The following is a 22,822-nucleotide window of genomic DNA, read 5'->3' on the forward strand; positions in this document are numbered from 1 at the left end:
ATAATATTTCATGGACTGGCACATTTTATGCCTTATAAATGTAGTGCATGAGCTATGCTCAGAGTAGTATCAGTAGTCTTGAAAAAAGAGTTACGCTTTTAAAGCGAAAAGCTAATTTGATGATCTCAATTTACCAATCGTATTTTCAGCAGCAAAATGCAGGATACCAATTCCTCCAGCATCTTTCCAATTTTCAATATTTTCAGCATTATCATCTACAAGGATACAATTAGGGGTTGAATACATCTTTTTTTCCGAACGCCTGCAAATAATGGCTTTATCCGCAAAGTCCTTTCCAATCTCTCTGGCCAGCCAGTCGTACTTTCCTTTCTTACTGAATTCTACTACACTTCCTCTTTTAGGATTTGGGTGCGCTGAAAGAATTGTTGTGTTATAATTCAGTAGATAGTCAACAAGTTCTTTACCATCTCTTTTCCATGGCATCTCTGACCAAAAAGAGATTCCTTGTGATCCAATTACCTTCCAGAATTCATGTCTGTCAAAACTATGTAACTTAACAAGGTCAGATGAAATGCTGTTGCAAGTATAATTGAAATCAGTGATGACATTATCCATGTCAAGATAGATTCGGTACTGGACATTGACATGATGAGTAGAGTTGATTTTTGTTAGCATTTGATCCACCTTTATATCATAGTAAAAATAAAGTTATACACCATACAAATATTTTAAATAATAATTAAGTTTATACAAAAACACTTCTTCAAAAGGAAAAGCATCACTATGTCATATCAGCTATTAAATCTTAAAAATTGTCTTTGGGAGTCATACTATATTGGATACAGGAAAGCTATTCGTAAATCTATAAAAGTAGCTTCGGAAGATGAACAAACTATAATTAATAATCGTCTTACATTAATTCATCATTTCCTTATTCGGAGAAAGTATGATCCAGGATTTTATCTATACATTTCAGATCAAATTGCAAATAACAAGGAAAAAGGCACAGTTCTTCCAAGAGTACGATTGATTCTTTCAAAGCTCCTTTTTGATAATTCTGATGATATTGAAAATTTTATTTATTTCAATGAACATGCTAATGTTATAGATCAATCCAAAAAAGAGATTTATGACGAATGGGATGCTTCTTTTCAAAAAATAGACGATAAATTCAAAGCTGGATTTCCGCCACATTTAAAAGATAAATTAAATTATCTTTATATGAGGCAAGATATTGCTGAGAAAAATAAGGATGACGATGAAATTTTATCGGTATCTTCTATAATAGAGGAAATTGACCTTGAACAGAGAAATATTCATCATAACTACACCAAAAAATCAGTTTTTTCAAAACCAACATATGAATCAACACATCATATGCTGTTTGCAGACAATACATTCTACTATGGAACAAGTTATACCGAGAAATGGAACTATCTTTCTAGAAAGTTTGCTATCGAAAATATTCATATGCTTGAGTACTATAGCATTCCATTTAGTCCCCAACACAAAAATATTGCATCGCTTGTAGATGATTTCTATTTTCATTATTGGATTCTTGAAACTATGCTACAGGTAGGATATAAACAAGAACCAAAAAAATATCCTGATGAAGTAAATGATGTCATAAAAATTGCACATTTTGCATGGTTTTTGGAAAAGGATGAATCTGAAATGTTGGATATTTTGAATAAAAGTTATCCTTTTATTGTAGACATGAAACCTAATGAAGATAAATATCCAATATACATGCAGGCTTTCAATTCTCCATACCATTTAGCCGAGTTTGTTTATACAACTGGTTATTTTGATCAGGCAAAGTCAATTTATTCTTATTTGCTAACTAAAGATGCTAAAACAAAAGGTGAACAATACATTTGTTATCTTTATTTAGGAAAGATAGCTGTTCAGAAAAGTGAACATAAATCTGGTTATAAATTACTTTTAAAAGCATTAAAATTAATTAAAAGCTTTTCAGGTCACGAATATGATGTATCGCTAGTTAATTTGTTCCTCTATGAGTCATGTTTTGCTCTAAACAAGAAAAAAGAGGCTTCTTTCCATAAAGATGAATACTTTAAACATCTTATGCTTTCCACCCCGGAAGATAAAATAAAATTATGTACTGAAGGCCTTATAGTTTCGAATCGTCTTATCATTTTTAATAAAAATAATCTGTTCCTTGAAGAACTATTATCTTTAGATGAAGAACCATGCACAGAAATTGTTAATCTATTCAAAAATAAATTATCATCTACTTCAAGAGATTGTAACTCTCTACTCAAGGAATCGGCTTTAAAATATGGATACTCTTCACATTTAGACAATGTTAACCAGTTAAGATTCCATTTCCAATTTGAAGATGCTACAAGATATTTGAATACTATTCCTAATATCAACGGTGACAATAATCTATTGCTAACAAAATCAATGATTTCGTATTTGCTTAACAAAGGAAATATGAATCAATTAGAAAAGAAGACAAGACCATTATTTGAAGATGTTATTTTTCATTATCCAGAAGACAATTTTCCATATCTATATTTGAGCCTTATAGATTTCGAAATTGGAAATTTTGAGTCAGCTGCCTTGAATTTGGAGAAATCATTAGATATTTCATATGCAACAGGTAATTCTCATCAGGCATTTGATTTTTTGTTAACATTAGATATTGATACAAATAAATTACAATCTCCTGCACCCCTAATTGCTTTTGATATGATTATACGAATTTTCATAAAAGAGCTGGCTTCTACAGGTAAATATCGTGAAATGTGCAATATCTTTGATGGAATAGAGCCATGTCTAGAAAAATATATGAAAACTTTTTTTGCAGATATAGGAAATGCTTTTACAGACTTTGGTTTCTTTGAAATGGGACTGAGCTACTATAATAAGTGCCTTGAAAGACTTTCAGCAATTGAAAAAGTCCAAGAACATCAGGCTCTTGTATATTGTAACATTGGAACTAATTATGCAAACCAGAATTTGCACCGTGATGCAATAGTAAATTATTCAAAGTCAATCAAACTGAAAAAAGATTATCATGAAGCATGGAGAAACAAAGCATCATCAGAAGGTTTTTTGTTAAACTATAAAGATGGTGCTAAAAGCATGGAAAAGGCAATTTTTTACCTAAATTCCAATGAGAACTACCAATCTGAGAAACTTCAATCATACAGGAAACAAAAAGAAACATACGACAATCTCAGTTCAAGCACAATTCTCTTTACACAAATAAAGAATGATCCTGAAGTTGATAAATTGTTAAGAACTGCTGAATCAATAATGTTTAAGCTATCTATGAATAAGCAAATTAAAGAAAGTTTTGATTTTTCGCTTGTTCTTTTGGAATATGGCAAAGCCGTTGAGACAATGCTTGATGAGCACATCTCTCGGAAGATAAGAAAATACATTTTTGAAGAAGTTCCACTTGAAAAAAGAAAAAAGTATCTGTACACTGATGGCAAGGTTAAAAATAGATATTTTTATGGAACAAAAAACACACATTCTCTACCACAAACTTTAAAGAACATATTAAGAGAGGAACCAAAAACAATTTCTTTAGGGCAGTGGGGATATGTTGAAGAGGATCTCAAGAAAGCTAAAAACAATGATGTGGTTAGACTGGTTTCTAAATACCTAAAAGAAAATACCCAGTATGATATGCCCAAGATCTATGAAGTGTGTGACACTATCGTAGAGTTAAGGAATGGATCAGCTCATCGTGGGATTAAGGGAATAGACGAAGTCTGGGATTTGAGAAAAAGTGTCATTGAACCAATAAATGATGCGATAAAAATAATTTATTGATAATCAGACACATTTAAAAGTATGATTTTAAATAATCATACTGTTCTTTATTAATAATCTACTGTAGCTTTACAAGTATTCTTTCTAGATTCTGTGTAGCACCCTCTCCCATCTCAACTACATTAAACCTTATTCCATACTTTTTTGCTATCTCTGCAGCTTTTTGTCTTTCGAAATCAAGCTCCCAACGGATAATTTCAAGGTCGGTGACCCGTTTCTTCTTAGTATCCCTCTGTCTGTGATCCTGGATACGTTCAGGATAAGAATCAAGCAGTATTATGTCCGTATAGAACTTATAATCCATATGAGTAAAAATCACATCGATATCTCCAGTCTTCAGATTGTAGACAGTAAGATGTGAATCGATAAGCAGATCTCTCTTGTGAATCTCCTGAATTCTTTGTAGTTTCTCTCTGATTTCCAACCTGTAGGCATACTTCTCATTTTCAGGTAAGAACTCAAAATGAGCATAGGCTTCTCCCATTATGTCCTGCAGCATGCCAGACCCGGAAGCAAAGCACATATTGATACTTTGTTTATCTATCTCTTCCAGCACGGTCGACTTTCCAACTCCCCTTACTCCGGTAAAGCAGATCCTTCTAAGTGAATTCAGATCATCCTGAGATGAGCCCGAAAAAGAAGAGACTGGGTTAGTTCCAGTCATAGTTACCACCTCTTCCCAAATACTTGTCTTCATCGACAAGATCAATAAGCTCCATATTCTCCAGTGATTCGAACGGAATAGTAGAGCGCTGATTGCCCTTACTTAAGAGGATGTTTCCATCAGGTCCTATTATGAAATAGGAGTTAAGCATATCTTCTGCAGATTCAAAGGTTGGATAAGAGCCATTGTTAAGCATTAACCCACCATTCAAACTCCTGAAGACGTTAAACTCTTCACTGGTCAGGGTAAGGTCCAGAGCATCATCGTTCTGGCCTTTCATGTGGAGTATCTGGAAGACTTTCCATCTGTCAGGGGCCAGGGATAAAATGAACGGCTTCATATCTTCAGAGTAGTTTATTTTGGTGATAGTTGAGTTAATCTTCAGCTTCATACCGTTCTCATGAACAAGCTTGCAAACCTTTCGAACATGTTCCACATGATTTCCATTTCCCCTCCCCAGTTGTCTTTCGATCTCTTCATCGACAGAATCGACAGATATGCCCACCCAATCCACGTACTCGCTCATTTCTCTGAGGTTCTTCTCATTGAGCAGAGCCGCATTTGTGACAATGCTGACAGTAAACCCAATATCCTTTGCCATCTTCAAAAGTTGATTCAGGTTCTTGTATAACAGAGGCTCTCCACCAGCAAAATTAATTTTTTCAATTCCCTTAGCCTTTAAGGTTTCAAGCTTTTGTCTGCCTTTTTCAATGTCTTTGAATTCCCCACTCATATTTTTGTAAAAGCAAAATCTACAGTTGTAGTTGCAGTTCATAGTAACGTGCCAGTTTACCGATCTTATTGTTGCGTTTGTCATCAATTGAGAATAACCACATTAAAAAACTTAATAATTTTTTAGTTTTTCCTATTATTTAATAAATAGATTTATTATATAATAGATTAATATTGGTTTGAACATTGAAGGTATAACCATGGCAGAGAAGGACAAAATCCATATAATGACTGCAGGTGCAAATGTGCATAATACATTCTCAATAGCTATCTACAATATATCACCAGCGTCCGAAGTTTATGTTATTGCTGAAAAGAGAATATTTGCTGATTCAGAAAATCCGAAGACCCAAGAAGCAAGAGAAGCGATTAGAAATTCTATAGGGGATCTAAAAAAGCTTGCAACTCCGATAGCAAAAAAAGGAGTGTATGTTAAGATCATAGAAAAGGACACATTAGATCACATAAAAGATGCAGTCTTTGAAATATACAAAAATAATCCTGATGCACAATATTACTTTAACGTTTCTGGAGGTACAAAGATCTTATCGATTGGTCTGTTCATGATGGCTTTATGGCTTGAAGCAAAACCTTACCACATAGATATGGAAGGTGAAGCTAACGAAATTCCAATTCCGAAAGTACATATCGAAGATTTCCAAGCAAACCCAAACCGAGTAACAATTCTGAAAATACTGGCTGCGCAAAAACCTTCTGATGATGAGAAACTGAAGAAACTATCAAGAAAAGAACTATTTAAAGAGTTATCAAAGGAATATATTCCAATCAGAGAGAAAAACAGGACAAAAAGAGAACTTAAAGACGGTGTTTTCAACTCACTTACATCGAATCTTCTCGACTGGAAACTTATTGGTGAAAAACATGTAGAGGGTAGTAAGAAGGAGAAAGAGTACATTTTAACATCAGATGGGGAATTCACTTTGAAATTTGTGAGCTTAAAAGGGAAATAATATCTTTGCCTCATGTATGCTATTCAGCGTATAATTGTTTCTCAGATGAAATAGGTAGTCAATTTTAACTACTTATTTATAGTCAAAAGTAAATATTGTTAAAATTAACGATATAATATTCAATCTATTTTCACTCTGCAAATGTGCACATAAATTATACAAAAAAATAATGCAATCAAATTATTCAATGAAGCAAAAAACACAATTGAAGATCTGTCAGATGAAGTCAAACGAGTTTAATTTATAGTTTTTAACTCTTCTATTTTCAGAAATAACTTCTTGAATTTTTAAGTATCTATTTTTCAAGATACCTATTACCCCGACTTGCTATGCGAGGGGAGAAATTCGAACCCTCACCTTTTTTTAGTTCTTTTACTTTGTTTGGTATGATACAAGATAACTCAAGTATAGGGTATTTTTTAACCAAAGTGTTCAAACAGCATGAAAAGACAGCGAAGGAAGAGATTTGTGCATAAAGAATACAATATAGAAAAAGTAAAAGAAAAACGGTTTATTCTCCCTTGATCGCCCTCAGCTCTTCAAGTACTTCCATTGCATGCCCTTTGGCCTTGACCTTATCCCATACCTTCGCGATATTCCCTTCTGGATCGATAAGGAAAGTTGTCCTGACAGTACCCATGTACTCCTTGCCTGCCATCTTCTTCAGCTGCCACACATCATAGCTTTGCTGTAACTCAGTACTTTCGTCTGAAAGAAGGGTAATCCCCAGTTCTTTCTTCTCAATGAACCTTTGATGTGATTTCTGGCTGTCCTTACTGACACCGAGTATGAAAGCACCTTCTTTTTCGAAATCAATCTTGAGCTTTGTGAATTCCATGGCTTCTATGCTGCATCCTGATGTGTTATCCTTGGGATAGAAATAAAGAACTACCCATTTTCCTTTAAGGTCCTCTAAAGATACGTCATTGCCTTCAGGATCCGGTAGACAAAGGTTTGGGGCTTTTTCGCCTGCAGAAAGTGATGTTTTAGCCATTTTATTACCTCACAATAATATTGACATACAGATACAAAAACCCATCTAAGAAGTAAACATGATGGCCATAGCTATCGGATGATACTTTCTTCTATCAATAGTATGGCCATAACGATAAAAAGAATTGAGATATAAGCTAATTATATCCCGGTTCAGCAACTTATCGAAGAGCCAATGCCATCTTTTTGCCAGATTCGAAAGCTTTCTCCAGAATATCTTCATCTTTTAAGACCTCACCCTTCCTGAAGCAGCCGGTTGACAGGAATTTTTCCAGTACCTCATAACCCAGTGCTTCAAGAGGCATTCCAAGGGCCTCAAGCGTAAATCCCATTTCTTCGGCTTTGACCTGTTCGCAGACGGTAAAGACAAGTGCTTTTCTTCCCTGATCTCCAAGTTTGCTCGAGTAGGGTCCCGGACGTTCTTCAGCAAAATTGTAGAATGGATAGAGACGATCAATGAAAGATTTCATGGGGGCAGTTATGTTGTAATTATAAGTGGGAGAACCAAGGATAAGACCATTAGAAGCTTCGATTTCCGGATAGAGCAAGTTCATACCATCGTGGAACTGCGTGCAAGTACCGGCTTTCCTGCAGGCCTCACATCCAATGCAGGATTCGATAGAATAATCCCTTAGATGGAGTTTCTTTGTTTCAGCTCCTTCGGATTCTGCTCCTTTCAAAAAAGTATCAAGCAGAATATCAGTGTTCCCGTTTTTACGGGGGCTTCCTCCGACTCCAAGAATTTTAACATTGTTCATATTGTGTTTCCGTTCTTTAGATTAACTTTAATGAATATAACGAAAATGATCGATCAAGTTATACTAAATTTGAATGGAATGCTAAAGTATCTTTTTGTCATAGAACTACGATCAGCTTTAAAGCCAATACTATCCCTCTTGCTAAGAAGGAACTATCTGCCAGGTAAGGGTGAATACATCAATGAGCTACGTATTTCTTTTTGCAGCCATACTTTTCGAAGTCATGGGAACTACCTGCATGAAACTATCAGAAGGTTTTACCAAAACGCTTCCTTCCATAATGATATTTGTGTTCTACGGAGTAAGTTTCACCCTCTTCACACTGGCCCTCAAACGTCTTGAGGTCAGCCTTGCATATGCGATCTGGTCAGGTATCGGTACACTGAGCATTACTGCTATTGGCATCTTCTATTTTGATGAAACGCTGACAGCCCTGAAAGTAGGTTCCATTGCCCTTATTATCATTGGTGTCATCGGACTCAACTTAAGCAGTGGGATGCACTAAAAACATAAAAGAATCAGCTCTTTCTTAAGGAATCCACCGGATCGAGCTTTGATGCTTTATTTGCAGGATAGACACCTGCGATCAGACCAACAACTACGGCTATGCCAACACCGAGAATTAAAAGATATGACGGGAAGATGTAAGGGAGATTAAGGAAACTTACTGCAGCGTAAGAGCCAACAAAGCCCAGTATCGTTCCCAGGATACCACCGATCAAACCGAGTATTATTGACTCTGTAATGAACAGGTAGAGAATATTTGATCTAGTATAACCAAGCGATTTCAAAAGCCCTATCTCTTTTGTCCTTTCGGTCACTGTCACAAGCATGATATTCATAATACCGATAGAACCGACTATTAGTGAGATCAGAGCAACCGAGATAAAGAGGGATGTCAGACCGGCTGAGAGCTCATCAAGCTGATCAAGAATATCAGCCTGGTTAAAAATGCTATAAGGCTTTACGTCCTCATTATCAAGTTCCCTTTCAGAGACACCAAGGCTTCTGGCTATCTTCTTATCGATCTCATCAGAAACAGGACGCACCGATTCAGCATCCTCAACGGTTATCGAGAATCCACCATAGTCCTCAATTCCCAGCATCTCGTTCATCGTATCTATCGGAATGAATATCCTTACATCAGACTCAGCCCCGCTCTGGATAAAAGTAGTATCAGGGCTATCAATAATGCCGATCACCTTGAAACTGCGAGATACAGGTGTACCATCCCTGCGTATGAACTCGATATCAATGGAGTTTCGATAGGAGACCTTCTGATCAAACTTCTCGTATGCAACATCCGAACCCAGCACAGCAGCATACTTATCCTGCTCCGAGAAGAAATTTCCGACCTCCAGCTGTATATTGCCGATCTGTTCATAATCGGCCGAAGTCCCCTGAATATCAACCTGCCGGAGAGTACTGATATATGTAACACCCGCCAATTGCTGCCGGATAGGGGACACTCCTTCGACCTTTGGAGTGTTCTTTATTACATCAAGCTGATTGTCATAGAAGAGATTAATATCCTCGCTGTAAATGACGATGAAATTCGACCCCTGTGAACCAAGCTCATCAACAAAGAACTGGTTGAAGCTGGCACCAAGAGATACATTTGCAACAACAGCAGCTATTCCTATGATAATACCAAGAGTGGTCAGTGCAGACCGCAGCTTGTAGCTACTGATGCTGCCAATGGAAAGATGCAGGGCCTGTGAGAACTTCAGCATCCGGGAACACCTCTTTCATTCATAACATCACACGTACCATCATTCATATCTCAACGACTCCCCGGGGTCCATTCTAGCTGCTTTATTAGCAGGATATACTCCTGATATGACACCTACAAAGAGTGCGATACCAAATCCCAGGAAAACAAGGGATATCGGGAAGATGAACGGTACATCAAGGTACTGGTTCACAATGTAAGAGCCTATAACTCCAAGGATAACACCAAAGATACCGCCTAAGAAACCAATAATAGCCGATTCCACAACAAAGATCGTCAGAATATCCCTGTAGGTATATCCAAGGGACTTGAGAATACCTATCTCTTTTGTCCTTTCGGTAACCGTCACGAGCATGATGTTCGTAATACCAATAGAACCAACAAGAAGGGCTATCAATGCGATCGCTGTCAGGATCGATGTGAGTGCATTGGAGATCTGGTTTAACTGCTCAAGGATCTCCTGCTGGCTGAAGATCACATAGGGTTTTGCGTCCTCGTTATCAATATCACGACTTGGAACACCAACGGACCTTGCAAGGTTCTCGTCAACCTCATCAGTAGTAGCTTCAAGACCCTCAAGGCTCTCAGCTTTTATGAAAAAGCCACCGATATCATTTACACCCTGCATCTCCTGCATCACGTCCAGTGGGATAAATACCCTGAACCTTGGATCGACCTCAGGAGCAATATAAGTAGCATCAGGGTCCTGAACGATACCTTTCACCGTGAACTTGCGGGTGCTTACAGTACCATCTATCCTGTTTATTGAAATGTTGATGGAGTTCTTTACAGAAAGATTCCTTTCAAATTTATCATATGCTATATCCGAACCTATCACAGCAACGAACTGATCCTGGTCAGTAAGGAACTGACCTTTTTCCATCAAGATATTACCTACTTCCTCATATTCGGAACTGACACCATTTATTGAGGCACTCCTGCTTGAAGATTGATACGTGAGAGTCCCTATTTGTGCATTGACAGGTGATACCGCCTCGACACCTGCTGTGTTCTTTACAACCTCAAGCTGATTGTCATGGAATACATTGTTCTTTTGAGTAAAGACAACAATAAAATTAGAGCCTACAGCTCCAATGTTATCTTCAAAGCTCTGGCTAAATCCCACACCAAGCGAAATGTTCACAATAACAGCCGCTACCCCTATGACAATACCAAGAGTGGTCAAAGCAGAGCGTACCTTAGCACTACGTATGCTACCAAGTGCTATCTTCGTTGCCTGTGAGAGATTTACCATTGTTTCAGCGGTCCATAGATATTCTCAGGCCTTTCTTCCTGTACATGTAATAGCCAACAGCTACAATGATACCACCGATCAATAGTATAGCAAGTGCAGTATTATTGCCGTCCTCCTCAACATGTTCCAGTGTAAGAACATGTGATCCAATGACTTCCTCGTGTTCGTTCAAACCGTTCCTGTAATCCGTGTAGATGCTGAGGTTCACCGGACCGGTCTTATCAGGATCTTCTGCATTTGCTTCTATCTCAATGGTAAACAGTTCATCAGGATCCATAGATCCAACAAAATATTCCTGTGGAAGGAATTCCACACCATCTGCTTCAAGCTTTACCAGCACAGAGGACAATGCGTTCGGATGGACATTAGCAACATCGAACTCCAGTTCAGCCTTGCCATTCTCCAGGACAAGTGGCATGGAAGGGATCACCCTCACAGCAGAGGAGTCCACAACAACCGGTACCATCCAGTTGTTATTGAAAGAATGGGAGTTACCTACCATGACCAGATCAAGGAAATAAGTACCATCCTCCATCGAATCACTTACCTTGATGTTATAAGTGACCTGTACGAAATCCCCGGGTCCCAGTACACCCTTACCTTCATACGGCTGGCTGGTCACTGTGATCATATCAGTGCCCATGAGCGTTGCTGACTGCACTCTTGCATAGGTATCAAAACTTTCATCGTCGATAATGATCGTACTCTGCTGAGCAGTATTTATCAAAGTGAAACTTACACTGCCCTCATCACCCGGCATGAATACCTCAGGAGAGGAGATCACGTTTGAGAGTCCTACCGTACCCTTACTATCAAAAGTGGTGGAGCCTACTTTGATATCAAAAGTGGTCTTTTGCCAGGAAGATTCGTCACTTGCACGATACAGTATATCAAAACTTCCTGTACCTGCCTTTGCGCCATCATCCACATAAAGACGATACTCATGGATAGCAGTCCTTTCAGGAGGCAAGTTACCAAAGTTCTTGATTGCATTATTCTCCGAATCCAGTGAAAAAGGATACTCTGGTTCGATCTTTATTGAAACGTCTTCAGCAGTACCTGATGCAAAGTTCTCAATTTTGATCCACACATCTACGTAGGAACCTATTTCCGCAGGATAAGGATCATACCTCAACAGGTCCACTCTTAATGTACTGCTGGAAGATGCTGCACCAGCAATTATGGGACCTGCAGTAACAAATAATAACATCAACAATACCAGGATCCCTATTGGTTTTTTATAATTCATCATAATATACTCCACCTTTAATCAGTTAATCCATCCTTCTATCAGTTAGCAGTATTAGTACGGTCTTCGACATACCCATCTTTCAGGTATACCACCCGGTCAGCATATTTTTTTGCAAGATTCGGATCATGCGTGATCATTATGATCGTACGTCCCTTATTATTGAGATCAGTGAACAATTCCATGATCTCCTTGCCGGTCTTTGAATCAAGATTACCGGTAGGCTCATCAGCAAGGATAAGCGACGGATCATTGATCAAAGCACGTGCAACAGCAACTCTCTGAGATTGACCACCCGAAAGCTCAGTCGGACGGTAATTCATTCGGTCTTCCAGGCCCACCAGTTCCAGAAGTTCTTTTGCATATTTTCGATTATCAACACCTGGCCTGCTATTGGCATAAGTGGGAAGTTCTACATTCTCAAGAGCGGTAAGTCTTGGAACAAGGTTGAAGCTCTGGAACACAAAACCAATTTCAAGCCCCCGAAGTTTTGCCAGTTCATTGTCAGAGATGCTGTTCACATCTTTCCCCATAAGAAGCACAGCACCACATGTAGGACGATCCAGACAACCTATCAGGTTCATAAGCGTACTTTTACCCGAACCTGAAGGACCCATTATAGCTACAAACTCCCCTTTTTTAACGACCATGTTCACATTTTTAAGAACAGGAATGGTCATCTCACCTACCTGATAATCACGACAGACATTATCAGCCCTTACAACAGCGGGATCTTCAATATCCGAACTCTGAGTTGTTTCCAAATATTCACCTCTAAAAGATCACAGGTAGGTATTCATCAAGTCTAAATAAGATTTGATCACAGCAATATGAACAGACGGTTTCTATTGCAATAATCAGATACAATATTGATACATCAATAGTACAATAACTCCATAGAAATATTGGGTTTCTGTTTATTTAAGAGTTAGCATATAGAAAAAGGAATTATAGTCACCTTTTGCAGTAAGCTTGCCAATATGTCAGCAGAATTATTAAGCCATTATTAAATTATCATATGATTAATATATTTATTAAATTCAATATCTTCCGCTTTCTTTTTAAAAAGGTTTATATAGATAAGTAACAGATATCTTTATGAAGAAAATTTTTTGCACGTCTAAATTTTAGACATTTATTCTTCAGAAATAATATACGGGGGTATATATAATGGCGGAATCACCAATACTGGAAAGTTTATATGGAATGGTAGATCAATTCATTGCTTTTATTCCAACACTGATAGCTGTCATAATATTGTTGATATTAGGAAAATTTGTCGGAAAAGCACTTGGAAAGATCGGAGCGAAGATCCTTGATAAGGTCGGTCTGGATGATCTTATTGATAAGACGGCTTTAGGTGGCATGATACAAAAAACCGGAACAACCACCGTTGAAACGTTTGATGCGATTATCAGATGGTTCGTCTACATCATATTTGCTGTGATCATTATAGACCTGCTGAAGATACAGGTAGTGGCAGATTTTATCACCCAAATAATCTTATTCCTGCCTCTTGTGGTCTCGGCACTGATAACCCTTATCATTGGGTTGCTTATTGTTGATTTCCTGGCCGGACTGATAAAGACGATCATCATGGCATCAGGTGTTGATGATAAGATCGGTAAGAGTGGTATAGGAGAAGGTCTTGATGCATCAGGATTAACAACTTCAGGTATAATTTCAGGCATTGTGAAAGCTTTCGGATATCTTATCTTCATCCTGGCAGCTTCTAATATCCTGGGACTGGATGTCATATCTAATTTCCTGGTAGGAATCCTTGATTACATACCAAATGTATTTGCAGGAGTTCTAATACTTGTAGTTGGCCTATTAGTAATTGATTTCCTCACAGATTACCTAAAAGGGATCATGGAAGGAATGGAAGTAGAGGGCGCTAATGTCTGGATCCCACTATTAAAGGGTTTTCTTGCACTGATATTGATCTTACTGGCACTTGATACAATGCTCATAGATACGAGCATCTTCTATCTGCTGATAGGACCACTGGCTTGGGGAATCGCTGTTGTTGTGGCTTTCAAATGGGGTATCAAAGAAGCTCTTGTAGCATATGCCAAAGAGAAGAAATGACCTCCCCATTTTCTTTTTTTACATTTTGGCCTTTGAAACTAACTTTTTTTATTTGCTTTATGATAAAATTCACTCCATATGAATGTATGAATAGAAATAAAAAGCATTGAAGAATATTACATAAAGGGGTTTTATGGGTAAAATAATTCATACGGGTTCCAGAAAAGTAGGTGTTGCTCCCGGAACACTGATCCATATTGGGAAAAAGCAGCTAACAGAGCCAAAAATAACTGTTATTGATTACAATGCAGATCATTTCCAGGAAATGGTAGCAGAAAACATTGAGGAAGCATATCCATTTAAAGATAGTGAAAATGTTTCCTGGATCAATATTCACGGAGTACATCATGTCGACCTGATCGAAAAGATAGGTACTAACTTTGGAATACATCCCCTTGTGCTTGAAGATATCGTCCATACTGATCAACGACCAAAAGTAGAGTTCTTCGATTCTTATATCTACATCGTCCTGAAGATGCTACAATATGATAAGGAAAAAGAAGAGATCATAGCTGAACAGGTCAGCATTATCCTCGGCTCAAATTTTGTAATTTCGTTCCAGGAAATTCTGGGAGATACTTTCGATCCGATAAGAGATCGAATAAGAACATCAAAGGGCCGGATACGAAAGCAAGGTCCGGACTATCTGACTTATGCACTTCTGGATTCTATAGTTGACAGCTATTTTGTTATGCTTGAGATAATAGGTGAAAATATAGAATCGCTAGATGACGAACTTTTGGATAGTCCTACACCAAAAACTCTCGAAAGCATCCATCGATTAAAGAAGGAAGTTATTCTTTTAAGAAAATTCGTCTGGCCTTTAAGAGAAGTTGTTAACAGTTTGCAGAGGGATGAATCATTTTTTGTTAAAGAGTCAACATCAATTTTCCTGAAAGATATCTATGACCACATAATTCAGGTAATGGATACAATTGAATCATACAGAGACATTCTCTCCACGATGCTCGATCTTTATCTTTCGACTGCAAGCAATAAAATGAATGAGATCATGAAGGTGCTTACCATCATAGCTACCATCTTTATTCCCCTCACATTTATTGCAGGGATATATGGTATGAACTTTGAATATATGCCAGAACTGAAATGGCATTTGGGATATCCTGTGATCTGGGCACTAATGATAACTGTAGCTCTTGTAATGCTTGCTTATTTCAGAAAACTGAAATGGATCTGAAGAAGCATTAAACTGAATTCAAGTTGGCAATGCGATCATGCTCAGGTAAATTCCCCAGATACCACTTGCGATCATAGTTACTGAGATCGCACCCAGGAACAGGCCAAATAGTCTGGTAAGTACAAGCATTCCATTATATCCCATTTTTTTATGTATTCTCCTAGAAAAGAGAAATGTTACCAGGGCTATTGAATAGGTCAGGACTGTTGCAAGTATTACGAGCAATTTTTCCTGGACCACTTCAGCGGTCTCTGTAAGAATTATAGCTGTTGTTATAGTGGCAGGACCGGTTAGAATAGGCATTGCAATTGGGAAGATCCAGAGATCTTCACGATCAGCAGATGCGTCTATCTCTTTGTCAGTAATGCTTTCTCTTGATATCTTGGCATGCATCATATCAAAAGATATCGTGAAAAGTAACAATCCACCGGCAACCTTCAACGAATCAAGACTGATCCCAAGAATATCAAGAATAATGTTTCCCGTTAAAATGAAGAACATGGCAATAACAAATGCCAACAAAACGGATTTCTTTGCGATCACATTCTTTGCATTCAGAGTGAGACCATTGGTTAGTGTTATAAAAGTAATTACTCCGGTAATAGGGCTTACAATAATAAATAAAGTGACAAAAGAATAGATAAAATATCCGATTAAGTCCATTAATTAGTAAAAGGCCATGGTATTTTAAAAAGCATGCGATTGAGGAATCTACTTTTGCTCAATGTAGATAGATGGCACTTCACCCACGATTTTTTTAGTTTGTTAACACTATTAACATAAAGTTTAAGTTGTATGCTATTTATTATTACAAAAATTGAATTTCGTATTAATAAATAAGTGAAATATTATATTACATAGCATTTGATTGTTGCAGATGATCATGCCAATAGAACTTAAAACAAAGAAAAAATGCAGCCATAAACGGGAATTAACTTAAAAATTCAGGTTCTGTTCATGAAAAAGATTTGTAACATCATATCGGTGGTGTTAACAAAATGAAACTCAAAGCATATAGTGGAATACTAATTATCCTCGTACTGATGCTGTCCTGTATCGGTGCTGGTTGTCTTTCAGGCTCCGGCCAGTCATCAGAGGAAAATGTTGAAGTTCAGACCATAACCGATGGTCTTGGCAGAAAAGTAACTGTCCCTGTTGATCCTGAAAGAATTGTCTGTCAGGGCTCCGGAGCATTAAGGTATATTTGCTATCTTGGTGCACAGGATGCAGTTGTTGGCGTGGAAGACATTGAATTGAGAAAAGATGAAAATAAAAGACCCTATGCTATTGCTAATCCCCAATTCCAGAACATGCCTCTGATCGGCGAATACAGGGGAAACACTGACCCCGAAAAGATCGTTACTGTCGATCCGGATGTGATCTTCTGGACATACGTACAGTCAGCTGATGATGCAGATGAACTTCAGGCAAAGACAGGGATCCCTGTGGTAGCCCTTAATTATGGAGATCTCGGCGTCTATCGCACTGATATGTACCTTTCACTGAATATAATGGCAGAAGTAATGGGGAAGGAAGAGAGAGCTGAAGAGGTCATCAAGTTCTTCGATATGACAATTGAAGACCTCGAATCCCGGACATCGGATATCCCTGAAGACGAAAAGATATCAGTCTATGTTGGTGGCATAGCATACAGGGGTCCGCATGGATTCCAGTCAACAGAACCATCCTACCCGCCATTTACCCTGATCAAAGCAAAAAATGTAGCAACTTCACTTGGGACCGAGCACGCTGATGTGTCAAAGGAAGCTATCATTGAATGGGACCCGGAGATCATTTTTGTTGACCTTTCAACGTACCAGACAACGCCTTCCGCAGTTGATGAGCTAGAAACTGATCCCGCATATACATCATTGACAGCTGTAAAGAACGGCGATGTCTATGGAGTGCTGCCATACAACTGGTACACCACAAACCATGGTTCAGTCCTTGCTGCTGCTTACTATTCAGGAAAGGTGATCTACCCTGAAAGGTTCCAGGACATCGAACCTTCCGACAAAGCAGATGAGATCTCTACATTCCTTCTTGGGGAACCAGTTTATGAAAACCTGAGCTCCGGATTCAGTGCAGGATTCGGACAGATCGAACTGGATCAATAAAGAGTGAGTGGAACCTGGAGAATATCGGAGGAAAAATGGAATATATAGAAGGTAAAATGGATGATCTAAAGGAAGATACACTTCCTTTGGCCTATACAGATTACATAAGAAAGAAGATCTCCTTCATGATCATCTCATCGATCCTATTGTTCCTGTTACTGATCTATTCCATAGCTGTAGGCGCTGCAAATATCTCTTTCACAGATGTTATGGCTGCACTGCTGGGTTACGATGTTGGAAATGTTTCCACCATTATATGGAACATACGCCTCCCAAGAGCACTGACAGCCATTGTTTCAGGCATAGGGCTATCTGTTGCAGGCGTAGCGCTCCAGTCAATCCTCCGAAACCCGCTTGGTTCACCATACACGCTGGGAATATCACATGCTGCTGCATTCGGTGCAGCATTGTCAGTGATCGTTCTTGGCAGCGGCAGTATGCGAAGCACAGGAGCAGATGCGGTCATGCTGAACAATCCTTACATGACAACAGCAGTTGCATTCTTGTTCTCCATGATAGCCACATTCATCCTGATAGCTATCGCAAGGTACAGGAATGCTTCCCCGGAAGTTATGATCCTCACAGGGGTTGCACTGGCATCTCTTTTTACTGCGGGTACAATGTTCTTACAGTATTTTGCAGACGATGTCCAGCTTGCAGCGGTAGTTTTCTGGACCTTCGGGGATGTCGGAAGAGCCGATTGGGGAGATCTCGGGATACTGACAGCAGTCATTGTTCCTTCAATGGTATATTTCATCCTCAACCGCTGGAACTACAATGCCATTGATGCAGGAGATGAAACAGCCAAAGGACTTGGTGTTGACGTGGAAAAGATCCGGCTCTGGGGTATGCTGGTAGCATCCCTTATGACCGCTTTTGTCGTGGCTTTCCTGGGTGTGATCGGTTTTGTCGGGCTGGTCTGTCCGCATATTGCACGCAAGTTCGTAGGTGATGAACAAAGATTCCTCCTGCCGGCATCCTGCCTTACAGGTGGGCTGTTGTTACTTGGTGCAGACACTGCAGCACGCCTTATGCTCGCACCCCACGAGCTCCCGGTAGCTATACTGACCGCATTTATGGGTGCTCCGCTATTCCTTTACTTACTTATCAGGGGGTATCAACACTAATGTTGAACGTAGAAGGACTTGGCTTTAACTATAAGACCAGAAAAGTACTCGAGCAAATACACTTCGGGTTAAGACCAGGAGAGGTCCTTGCCATCCTTGGTCCCAACGGTGTTGGGAAATCGACACTTCTCAGATGCATAAATACCATACATCCACCTGCTACAGGAACTATTTTCGTTGATGGTGAAGAGGTCCTTTCTCTTGAAAAACATGAGGTCGCAAAGAGGATCGGTTATGTTCCACAAAGGTCTGAAGCCGGAAGGCTAACTGCCTATGATGCTATCCTGCTCGGAAGGAAGCCACATATTGGCTGGAACATCAAAGAAAAGGATCACCGTATCGTTGAGTCCATCATTATGAAGCTGGAACTTGAAAAACTTGCACTCAGGTACATCAATGAAATAAGTGGAGGAGAACTTCAAAGAGTTGCAATAGCAAGAGCCCTCGTTCAGGAACCAAAGCTGTTATTGCTTGATGAGCCGACCAGCAGTCTTGACCTTAAAAAACAACTGGAGATATTACGTACTGTCAGGCAGGTTGTAAAAGATAACAGAGTGTCTGCCGTCATAACAATGCATGACATTAATCTTGCACTCCGTTTCGCGGACAGGTATATTTTCCTGAAGGATGGAAACATTTTCGCCCATGGGGGACATGAGATAGTCGTGCCTGAAACTATTGAACAGGTATACGGTGTTTCTGCAACCGTGGAAGAATTGAATGGATTCCGCATAGTTGTACCAAATGAAGATTGATGTGTAATAATAATTTATTACATAGGGCGGGAAAAGAAAAATTAAATGAAAAAATGACAAAAAAGTAAGCTTAAACGAAAGAAGATATAGCAGAAATAAGGATAATGGATGTGTCAAAGGAAGTAAAACCACATCCATTCACCTTCTTTTCCGATCTTGGATCAATAAACACTACCCTTAACAGAAGTACACTCTGCAGAGTTCCCAAAAATGTGATTTTTGATATTGAATCCCAGAAGGAAAGAACCAATGCAGTGTTTTTTGCTATTAGGCTGCAACCTTGATCTTATATATTCATCCGTAAAACGGGAAGGTGAAGCCATGAGAGCATCGGAAATGCCAGGGATGTGGCCTATGTGAGGGAAGGGTTTCGGATTAACTACCATACAGATAGAATCAGCAGAAGACCCTTTTTTTACTAACTTATCAAGTTCTACAACGATATTTCCAAAAACACAGTAACCTGAATGTTCCTGGTACTCCTGAAGTTTGACAGGATCAGTCACATCACCGCCTATTATCTTATCGCCATGCATCAATTTGATATTATTGGCCGGCCATCCAAACTCCTTGTTCGTCAGGAAAGCCATCATTACATCACAATCAAGAACCTGCTTAACACCAAGGTTGTTCTTTTTACCGAAGAGAACTGATTTGACCTTTTCATCCTCCCCCTCCAGTTCAATTATTTTCTTTCGGTCCACATTATTAAGAAGCACTATTTGATCGATACCCCTTGTGGAATTTAGCTTGATCCTCACTTTGTCCATTGTGTCTTCGTATGATATGGTATAACCCCCTATGAAATACCAGTATTTTTACTAAAAAAACCAATATATAGTATTGTAATTCAATCATATTTAAGTCTTGTTTTATTGATTTAGAAAATAAGGATAAAAATATACCCGTAAGCCCTTATAAAGAAAGGGAGAAGACAAGGTGCCATTTTTTATTTGAAATCATGTTCAATAGACACTAAAAATAGTTTAAATTCGAAAGCAAGGAGACTCAAATTAAAATAATATTAAAAAGACAATCAGAAAAAAAGAAAAGTAAAGTTGAGTGAAGTAAATAAAAAAGGCTGAGAATATTACTTCACCTTTTTAACAATGCTTTGTTTGCTCAAAAGCAGATTGTATGCACCTTTATCTTTGTTGTACTTAACAAGGACATTATGGAGCTCAAGAACATTTCCATAACTTTCCTCTTTGAGAAGCGCATTTTCATAAACGACATTATGTGAAGGTAAGACAGCATATACCTGCTTATTTGAAGTTCCATCACATAACTTATAGACGGAATATTTATTGTCACCAAGATCTCCGGACATGAGGGAACAAACAACGTTAATGCGTTTGTCAACATACTTTTTCATATCAGACAATCTGGCAAATTTTGCTTTTAGTGGTACCTTGTAGCTTACTTTGGACAAATTATCCTTTCTCATTATGGCATATGAATATTTGATATCAGTGTTAAGGTACCTGAAAGGCTCCTCGCATTCCGCGAGTTTTGACATAAGGACAGGTGGCTTGATATCCTCTTTCTGCTCAAAGCTCCAGCACTCGTCAGGGTTACAGCCTCTGCACCAGATAAAGGAACATGGACTATAGATCCCAAGACCAAGATGCTTAAGAGCAAGGGTAAGCTTCCTGAACTCAGTTGAATTAACCCTGTCCGCAGGCTCGATAAGAACAATGTTACCATCGCCTGTGAGCTTCTCGGACAGTTTTTTGACAAGCTCTGCTTTCTCCTTGATTGTAAGCTCTTTGATCTCATTGAGAACGTTGGAGAATACCATCAGGTCGATGTTATCAGGTAGGTCCTCAGGCTTAAGGTCCACAATATTGGCTTTAATGGGTTTTTCCACGGACACTCTTGCTTTGTTCTTTGCATATTCCGGCACGATGTGATCATATGCCTCGATATTCTCATCATAGAGTTCAACGCTATGGATAGATGCTTCTGCAACGTCGAGTCGCTTGTAGAAGTCAATAATAGAAAGTGGTACTGTACCCGGACCGGTGCCGATGTCAAGGATCTTCATCCTTGTCTTCAGCATACCATCAAGTGCCATACTGTAAAGGATGTGTTCGAACTGTACGAAATAGACCGGAAACTGATAAGCAAGATAGGCAAGGATGCTATAGCCTTTTTCATAAGAGATATTCCTGGACTTTCCTGATTTCCAGTAAGCATTCTTCTGTGCTACTATCGCTTTTCTTATTTTTTCCAGAACCAGAGGGTCGTCCCAGTCCTTTGTAGTCTTATATTCGATGTACTGCTCAATATCCTTCTGGAGTTGTTTTGAGACAACAGGAGACCTGAAGAATGACCTGGTCCTACCCTGCTCTTCAACTGTAAGCTCCAGCTTTTCTTTAATGAGAGCACGAGTCATCCTGAAATCTTCATCCTGAGGTGTTGCATTGATCTTAAGATCAAATAAAAATGGTGATACGACTTGGTAGATGTCCTGTGTTGACATCTCTTCTTCTATGTAATCTTTTATCTCCGATAGCATGAACTCCTTGTTCATACGTGAGACGTACTTCAGCACGGAGAGTATATTATTTTGGGGCATCTTTTGAGAGGAAGGATCGCAAGTAATTAAAGCATTTTGGGAAAAGAAGAAAAAAGAACAGAAATGAAGAATTAGATAGAAGAAAAGTTCATCGAGATCTCAAGATGGGGTGAGATCCTTCGAACTTCTTCAAACAATGATTAAGTATAAAAATCAGCTCCTTGCAAGGGAGTATTCGCCAAGCACCTTCAGGTATTCATCATCCACTTCCATCAGTACCGTCTCGAACATGGCCACATGGATCATCTCTTCTCTTGCGATATCAAGAAGTATCGCCCTGAGATCTTCATCATCGGTCAGAGCAGCCATTTGCTCATAAAGGTTGACAGCATCCAATTCAGCTATCATGGAAAGCCTCATGAGTTCCTTGTCAATATTTTTCTTATCCACTTTTTCAAGTTCAATAGGTATTTCTGATAACATTACAGGAGCCTCCTTTATTTTTCGAGCTTTTCTTCAACTTCCCTTTTGCCCATCTTTAGCTCATAGTCCTGCTGTTCATCTTCTTTGAGTAAAAGTGTCTGGAACTCACCCACGTGAGTCTTTTCTTCTTTTGCAACATCCAGAAGGACTCGTTTTACTTCAACATTATCTGTAAGAGCAGCCATTTGCTCATAGAGACTTATAGCATCCAACTCGGCAATTATCCCAAGCCTCAGAATCTCTTTATTGACATCTTCAGCAGCTACTTTTGAAAAGTCGATCGGTATTTTTGATAGCATGTTTGCACCCTTTAAAGCTATGATGATATCGAGTCGATCATAGTAAGCATTTAAACAAAAACAAAAATGCCACAACTCGATAAAACTCCCAATCAAATATCAT

The 22,822-nt window shown here is 38.8% G+C and carries 22 protein-coding genes; 8 read left to right on the forward strand and 14 right to left on the reverse strand.

Translation table 11 applies throughout. The features are described from left to right. Positions 1–111: 111 nt before the first annotated feature. Positions 112–636 carry a hypothetical protein gene (locus LI82_RS00045; protein WP_052402612.1) on the reverse strand — a complete coding sequence of 175 codons (525 nt, stop codon included), beginning with the start codon at positions 634–636 and terminating at the stop codon, positions 112–114. A 108-nt stretch (positions 637–744) separates the two neighbouring features. Here LI82_RS00045 and LI82_RS00050 point away from each other — a divergent pair, with 108 nt between their 5' ends. Then, positions 745–3,774 (forward strand): tetratricopeptide repeat protein, encoded by a 3,030-nt coding sequence (locus LI82_RS00050; RefSeq protein ID WP_048192938.1) that lies wholly within the window; start codon positions 745–747, stop codon positions 3,772–3,774. 58 nt (positions 3,775–3,832) lie between these two features. Here LI82_RS00050 and LI82_RS00055 read toward each other — a convergent pair whose 3' ends face one another. Both LI82_RS00055 and LI82_RS00060 read right to left on the reverse strand, forming a co-directional pair. After that, positions 3,833–4,438, reverse strand: a complete 606-nt coding sequence (locus LI82_RS00055) for an AAA family ATPase (RefSeq protein ID WP_048192939.1) — start codon at positions 4,436–4,438, stop codon at positions 3,833–3,835. Next, on the reverse strand, positions 4,425–5,255 hold the full coding sequence (locus tag LI82_RS00060; protein WP_048192940.1) for a viperin family antiviral radical SAM protein: 831 nt from the start codon (positions 5,253–5,255) through the stop codon (positions 4,425–4,427). The genes LI82_RS00055 and LI82_RS00060 overlap by 14 nt, the downstream gene beginning before the upstream one ends. A gap of 115 nt (positions 5,256–5,370) precedes the next feature. Here LI82_RS00060 and LI82_RS00065 point away from each other — a divergent pair, with 115 nt between their 5' ends. Next, positions 5,371–6,141: a DUF6293 family protein gene (locus LI82_RS00065; RefSeq protein ID WP_048192941.1), complete on the forward strand. Its 771-nt coding sequence runs from the start codon at positions 5,371–5,373 to the stop codon at positions 6,139–6,141. 511 nt (positions 6,142–6,652) lie between these two features. On the opposite strand, the gene bcp is transcribed toward LI82_RS00065, so the two are convergent. Both bcp and LI82_RS00075 read right to left on the reverse strand, forming a co-directional pair. After that, complete coding sequence (gene bcp, locus LI82_RS00070; protein ID WP_048192942.1) at positions 6,653–7,135, reverse strand: thioredoxin-dependent thiol peroxidase; 483 nt, start codon at positions 7,133–7,135, stop codon at positions 6,653–6,655. 160 nt (positions 7,136–7,295) lie between these two features. Beyond that, entirely contained in the window at positions 7,296–7,892 is a 597-nt protein-coding gene (locus LI82_RS00075) for a flavodoxin family protein (protein WP_048192943.1), read from the reverse strand. Between the two features lie 181 nt (positions 7,893–8,073). On the opposite strand from LI82_RS00075, the gene LI82_RS00080 reads away from it, so the two are divergent. After that, a complete protein-coding gene (locus LI82_RS00080; RefSeq protein WP_048192944.1) occupies positions 8,074–8,397 on the forward strand; it encodes a DMT family transporter in 324 nt (107 codons plus the stop codon). A 13-nt stretch (positions 8,398–8,410) separates the two neighbouring features. On the opposite strand, the gene LI82_RS00085 is transcribed toward LI82_RS00080, so the two are convergent. From LI82_RS00085 to LI82_RS00100, 4 genes are read right to left on the reverse strand one after another with little or no spacing between them, the layout of a single operon-like run. Next, positions 8,411–9,625: an ABC transporter permease gene (locus tag LI82_RS00085; protein ID WP_048192945.1), complete on the reverse strand. Its 1,215-nt coding sequence runs from the start codon at positions 9,623–9,625 to the stop codon at positions 8,411–8,413. Between the two features lie 39 nt (positions 9,626–9,664). Next, complete coding sequence (locus LI82_RS00090; protein WP_048192947.1) at positions 9,665–10,879, reverse strand: ABC transporter permease; 1,215 nt, start codon at positions 10,877–10,879, stop codon at positions 9,665–9,667. A 4-nt stretch (positions 10,880–10,883) separates the two neighbouring features. After that, positions 10,884–12,131: a COG1361 S-layer family protein gene (locus LI82_RS00095; RefSeq protein ID WP_048192949.1), complete on the reverse strand. Its 1,248-nt coding sequence runs from the start codon at positions 12,129–12,131 to the stop codon at positions 10,884–10,886. Between the two features lie 38 nt (positions 12,132–12,169). Then, on the reverse strand, positions 12,170–12,892 hold the full coding sequence (locus tag LI82_RS00100; protein ID WP_048192950.1) for an ABC transporter ATP-binding protein: 723 nt from the start codon (positions 12,890–12,892) through the stop codon (positions 12,170–12,172). Between the two features lie 406 nt (positions 12,893–13,298). On the opposite strand from LI82_RS00100, the gene LI82_RS00105 reads away from it, so the two are divergent. Continuing rightward, a complete protein-coding gene (locus LI82_RS00105; protein ID WP_048192951.1) occupies positions 13,299–14,219 on the forward strand; it encodes a mechanosensitive ion channel family protein in 921 nt (306 codons plus the stop codon). Between the two features lie 133 nt (positions 14,220–14,352). Beyond that, on the forward strand, positions 14,353–15,417 hold the full coding sequence (corA, locus tag LI82_RS00110; RefSeq protein ID WP_048192952.1) for a magnesium/cobalt transporter CorA: 1,065 nt from the start codon (positions 14,353–14,355) through the stop codon (positions 15,415–15,417). An 18-nt stretch (positions 15,418–15,435) separates the two neighbouring features. Here the strand turns inward: corA and LI82_RS00115 are convergent, their stop codons facing one another. Then, positions 15,436–16,080, reverse strand: a complete 645-nt coding sequence (locus tag LI82_RS00115; RefSeq protein ID WP_048192953.1) for a MarC family protein — start codon at positions 16,078–16,080, stop codon at positions 15,436–15,438. A 335-nt stretch (positions 16,081–16,415) separates the two neighbouring features. Here LI82_RS00115 and LI82_RS00120 point away from each other — a divergent pair, with 335 nt between their 5' ends. From LI82_RS00120 to LI82_RS00130, 3 genes are read left to right on the forward strand one after another with little or no spacing between them, the layout of a single operon-like run. Then, a complete protein-coding gene (locus LI82_RS00120) occupies positions 16,416–17,534 on the forward strand; it encodes an iron ABC transporter substrate-binding protein (RefSeq protein WP_048192954.1) in 1,119 nt (372 codons plus the stop codon). Positions 17,535–17,569: 35 nt separating this feature from the next. Continuing rightward, positions 17,570–18,661, forward strand: a complete 1,092-nt coding sequence (locus tag LI82_RS00125; protein WP_081955684.1) for a FecCD family ABC transporter permease — start codon at positions 17,570–17,572, stop codon at positions 18,659–18,661. Next, complete coding sequence (locus LI82_RS00130) at positions 18,661–19,416, forward strand: ABC transporter ATP-binding protein (RefSeq protein WP_048192955.1); 756 nt, start codon at positions 18,661–18,663, stop codon at positions 19,414–19,416. Before LI82_RS00125 ends, LI82_RS00130 begins: the two co-directional genes overlap by 1 nt. Positions 19,417–19,577: 161 nt before the next feature. On the opposite strand, the gene LI82_RS00135 is transcribed toward LI82_RS00130, so the two are convergent. The 4 genes from LI82_RS00135 to LI82_RS00150 all read right to left on the reverse strand — a co-directional run bounded on the left by LI82_RS00135 (position 19,578) and on the right by LI82_RS00150 (position 22,719). Further along, positions 19,578–20,186, reverse strand: coding sequence for a hypothetical protein (locus LI82_RS00135; RefSeq protein ID WP_048192956.1), 609 nt, complete (start codon positions 20,184–20,186; stop codon positions 19,578–19,580). 320 nt (positions 20,187–20,506) lie between these two features. Next, positions 20,507–21,997 carry a small ribosomal subunit Rsm22 family protein gene (locus tag LI82_RS00140; protein ID WP_048192957.1) on the reverse strand — a complete coding sequence of 497 codons (1,491 nt, stop codon included), beginning with the start codon at positions 21,995–21,997 and terminating at the stop codon, positions 20,507–20,509. A gap of 153 nt (positions 21,998–22,150) precedes the next feature. Beyond that, on the reverse strand, positions 22,151–22,420 hold the full coding sequence (locus tag LI82_RS00145) for a ferritin family protein (RefSeq protein WP_048192958.1): 270 nt from the start codon (positions 22,418–22,420) through the stop codon (positions 22,151–22,153). 14 nt (positions 22,421–22,434) lie between these two features. Then, positions 22,435–22,719, reverse strand: a complete 285-nt coding sequence (locus LI82_RS00150) for a ferritin family protein (RefSeq protein ID WP_048192959.1) — start codon at positions 22,717–22,719, stop codon at positions 22,435–22,437. Positions 22,720–22,822 lie beyond the last annotated feature (103 nt).

The organism is Methanococcoides methylutens (assembly GCF_000765475.1).
Lineage (GTDB): Archaea > Halobacteriota > Methanosarcinia > Methanosarcinales > Methanosarcinaceae > Methanococcoides > Methanococcoides methylutens.

Excerpts from the sequence above, each read along its gene's own strand:
- LI82_RS00045 (WP_052402612.1), bottom strand. The coding sequence starts at position 636 with ATGCTAACAAAAATCAACTCTACTCATCATGTCAATGTCCAGTACCGA.
- LI82_RS00050 (WP_048192938.1), top strand. The coding sequence starts at position 745 with ATGTCATATCAGCTATTAAATCTTAAAAATTGTCTTTGGGAGTCATAC.
- LI82_RS00055 (WP_048192939.1), bottom strand. The coding sequence starts at position 4,438 with ATGACTGGAACTAACCCAGTCTCTTCTTTTTCGGGCTCATCTCAGGAT.
- LI82_RS00060 (WP_048192940.1), bottom strand. The coding sequence starts at position 5,255 with ATGACAAACGCAACAATAAGATCGGTAAACTGGCACGTTACTATGAAC.
- LI82_RS00065 (WP_048192941.1), top strand. The coding sequence starts at position 5,371 with ATGGCAGAGAAGGACAAAATCCATATAATGACTGCAGGTGCAAATGTG.
- bcp (WP_048192942.1), bottom strand. The coding sequence starts at position 7,135 with ATGGCTAAAACATCACTTTCTGCAGGCGAAAAAGCCCCAAACCTTTGT.
- LI82_RS00075 (WP_048192943.1), bottom strand. The coding sequence starts at position 7,892 with ATGAACAATGTTAAAATTCTTGGAGTCGGAGGAAGCCCCCGTAAAAAC.
- LI82_RS00080 (WP_048192944.1), top strand. The coding sequence starts at position 8,074 with ATGAGCTACGTATTTCTTTTTGCAGCCATACTTTTCGAAGTCATGGGA.
- LI82_RS00085 (WP_048192945.1), bottom strand. The coding sequence starts at position 9,625 with ATGCTGAAGTTCTCACAGGCCCTGCATCTTTCCATTGGCAGCATCAGT.
- LI82_RS00090 (WP_048192947.1), bottom strand. The coding sequence starts at position 10,879 with ATGGTAAATCTCTCACAGGCAACGAAGATAGCACTTGGTAGCATACGT.
- LI82_RS00095 (WP_048192949.1), bottom strand. The coding sequence starts at position 12,131 with ATGATGAATTATAAAAAACCAATAGGGATCCTGGTATTGTTGATGTTA.
- LI82_RS00105 (WP_048192951.1), top strand. The coding sequence starts at position 13,299 with ATGGCGGAATCACCAATACTGGAAAGTTTATATGGAATGGTAGATCAA.
- corA (WP_048192952.1), top strand. The coding sequence starts at position 14,353 with ATGGGTAAAATAATTCATACGGGTTCCAGAAAAGTAGGTGTTGCTCCC.
- LI82_RS00115 (WP_048192953.1), bottom strand. The coding sequence starts at position 16,080 with ATGGACTTAATCGGATATTTTATCTATTCTTTTGTCACTTTATTTATT.
- LI82_RS00120 (WP_048192954.1), top strand. The coding sequence starts at position 16,416 with ATGAAACTCAAAGCATATAGTGGAATACTAATTATCCTCGTACTGATG.
- LI82_RS00125 (WP_081955684.1), top strand. The coding sequence starts at position 17,570 with ATGGAATATATAGAAGGTAAAATGGATGATCTAAAGGAAGATACACTT.
- LI82_RS00130 (WP_048192955.1), top strand. The coding sequence starts at position 18,661 with ATGTTGAACGTAGAAGGACTTGGCTTTAACTATAAGACCAGAAAAGTA.
- LI82_RS00135 (WP_048192956.1), bottom strand. The coding sequence starts at position 20,186 with ATGGACAAAGTGAGGATCAAGCTAAATTCCACAAGGGGTATCGATCAA.
- LI82_RS00140 (WP_048192957.1), bottom strand. The coding sequence starts at position 21,997 with ATGCCCCAAAATAATATACTCTCCGTGCTGAAGTACGTCTCACGTATG.
- LI82_RS00145 (WP_048192958.1), bottom strand. The coding sequence starts at position 22,420 with ATGTTATCAGAAATACCTATTGAACTTGAAAAAGTGGATAAGAAAAAT.
- LI82_RS00150 (WP_048192959.1), bottom strand. The coding sequence starts at position 22,719 with ATGCTATCAAAAATACCGATCGACTTTTCAAAAGTAGCTGCTGAAGAT.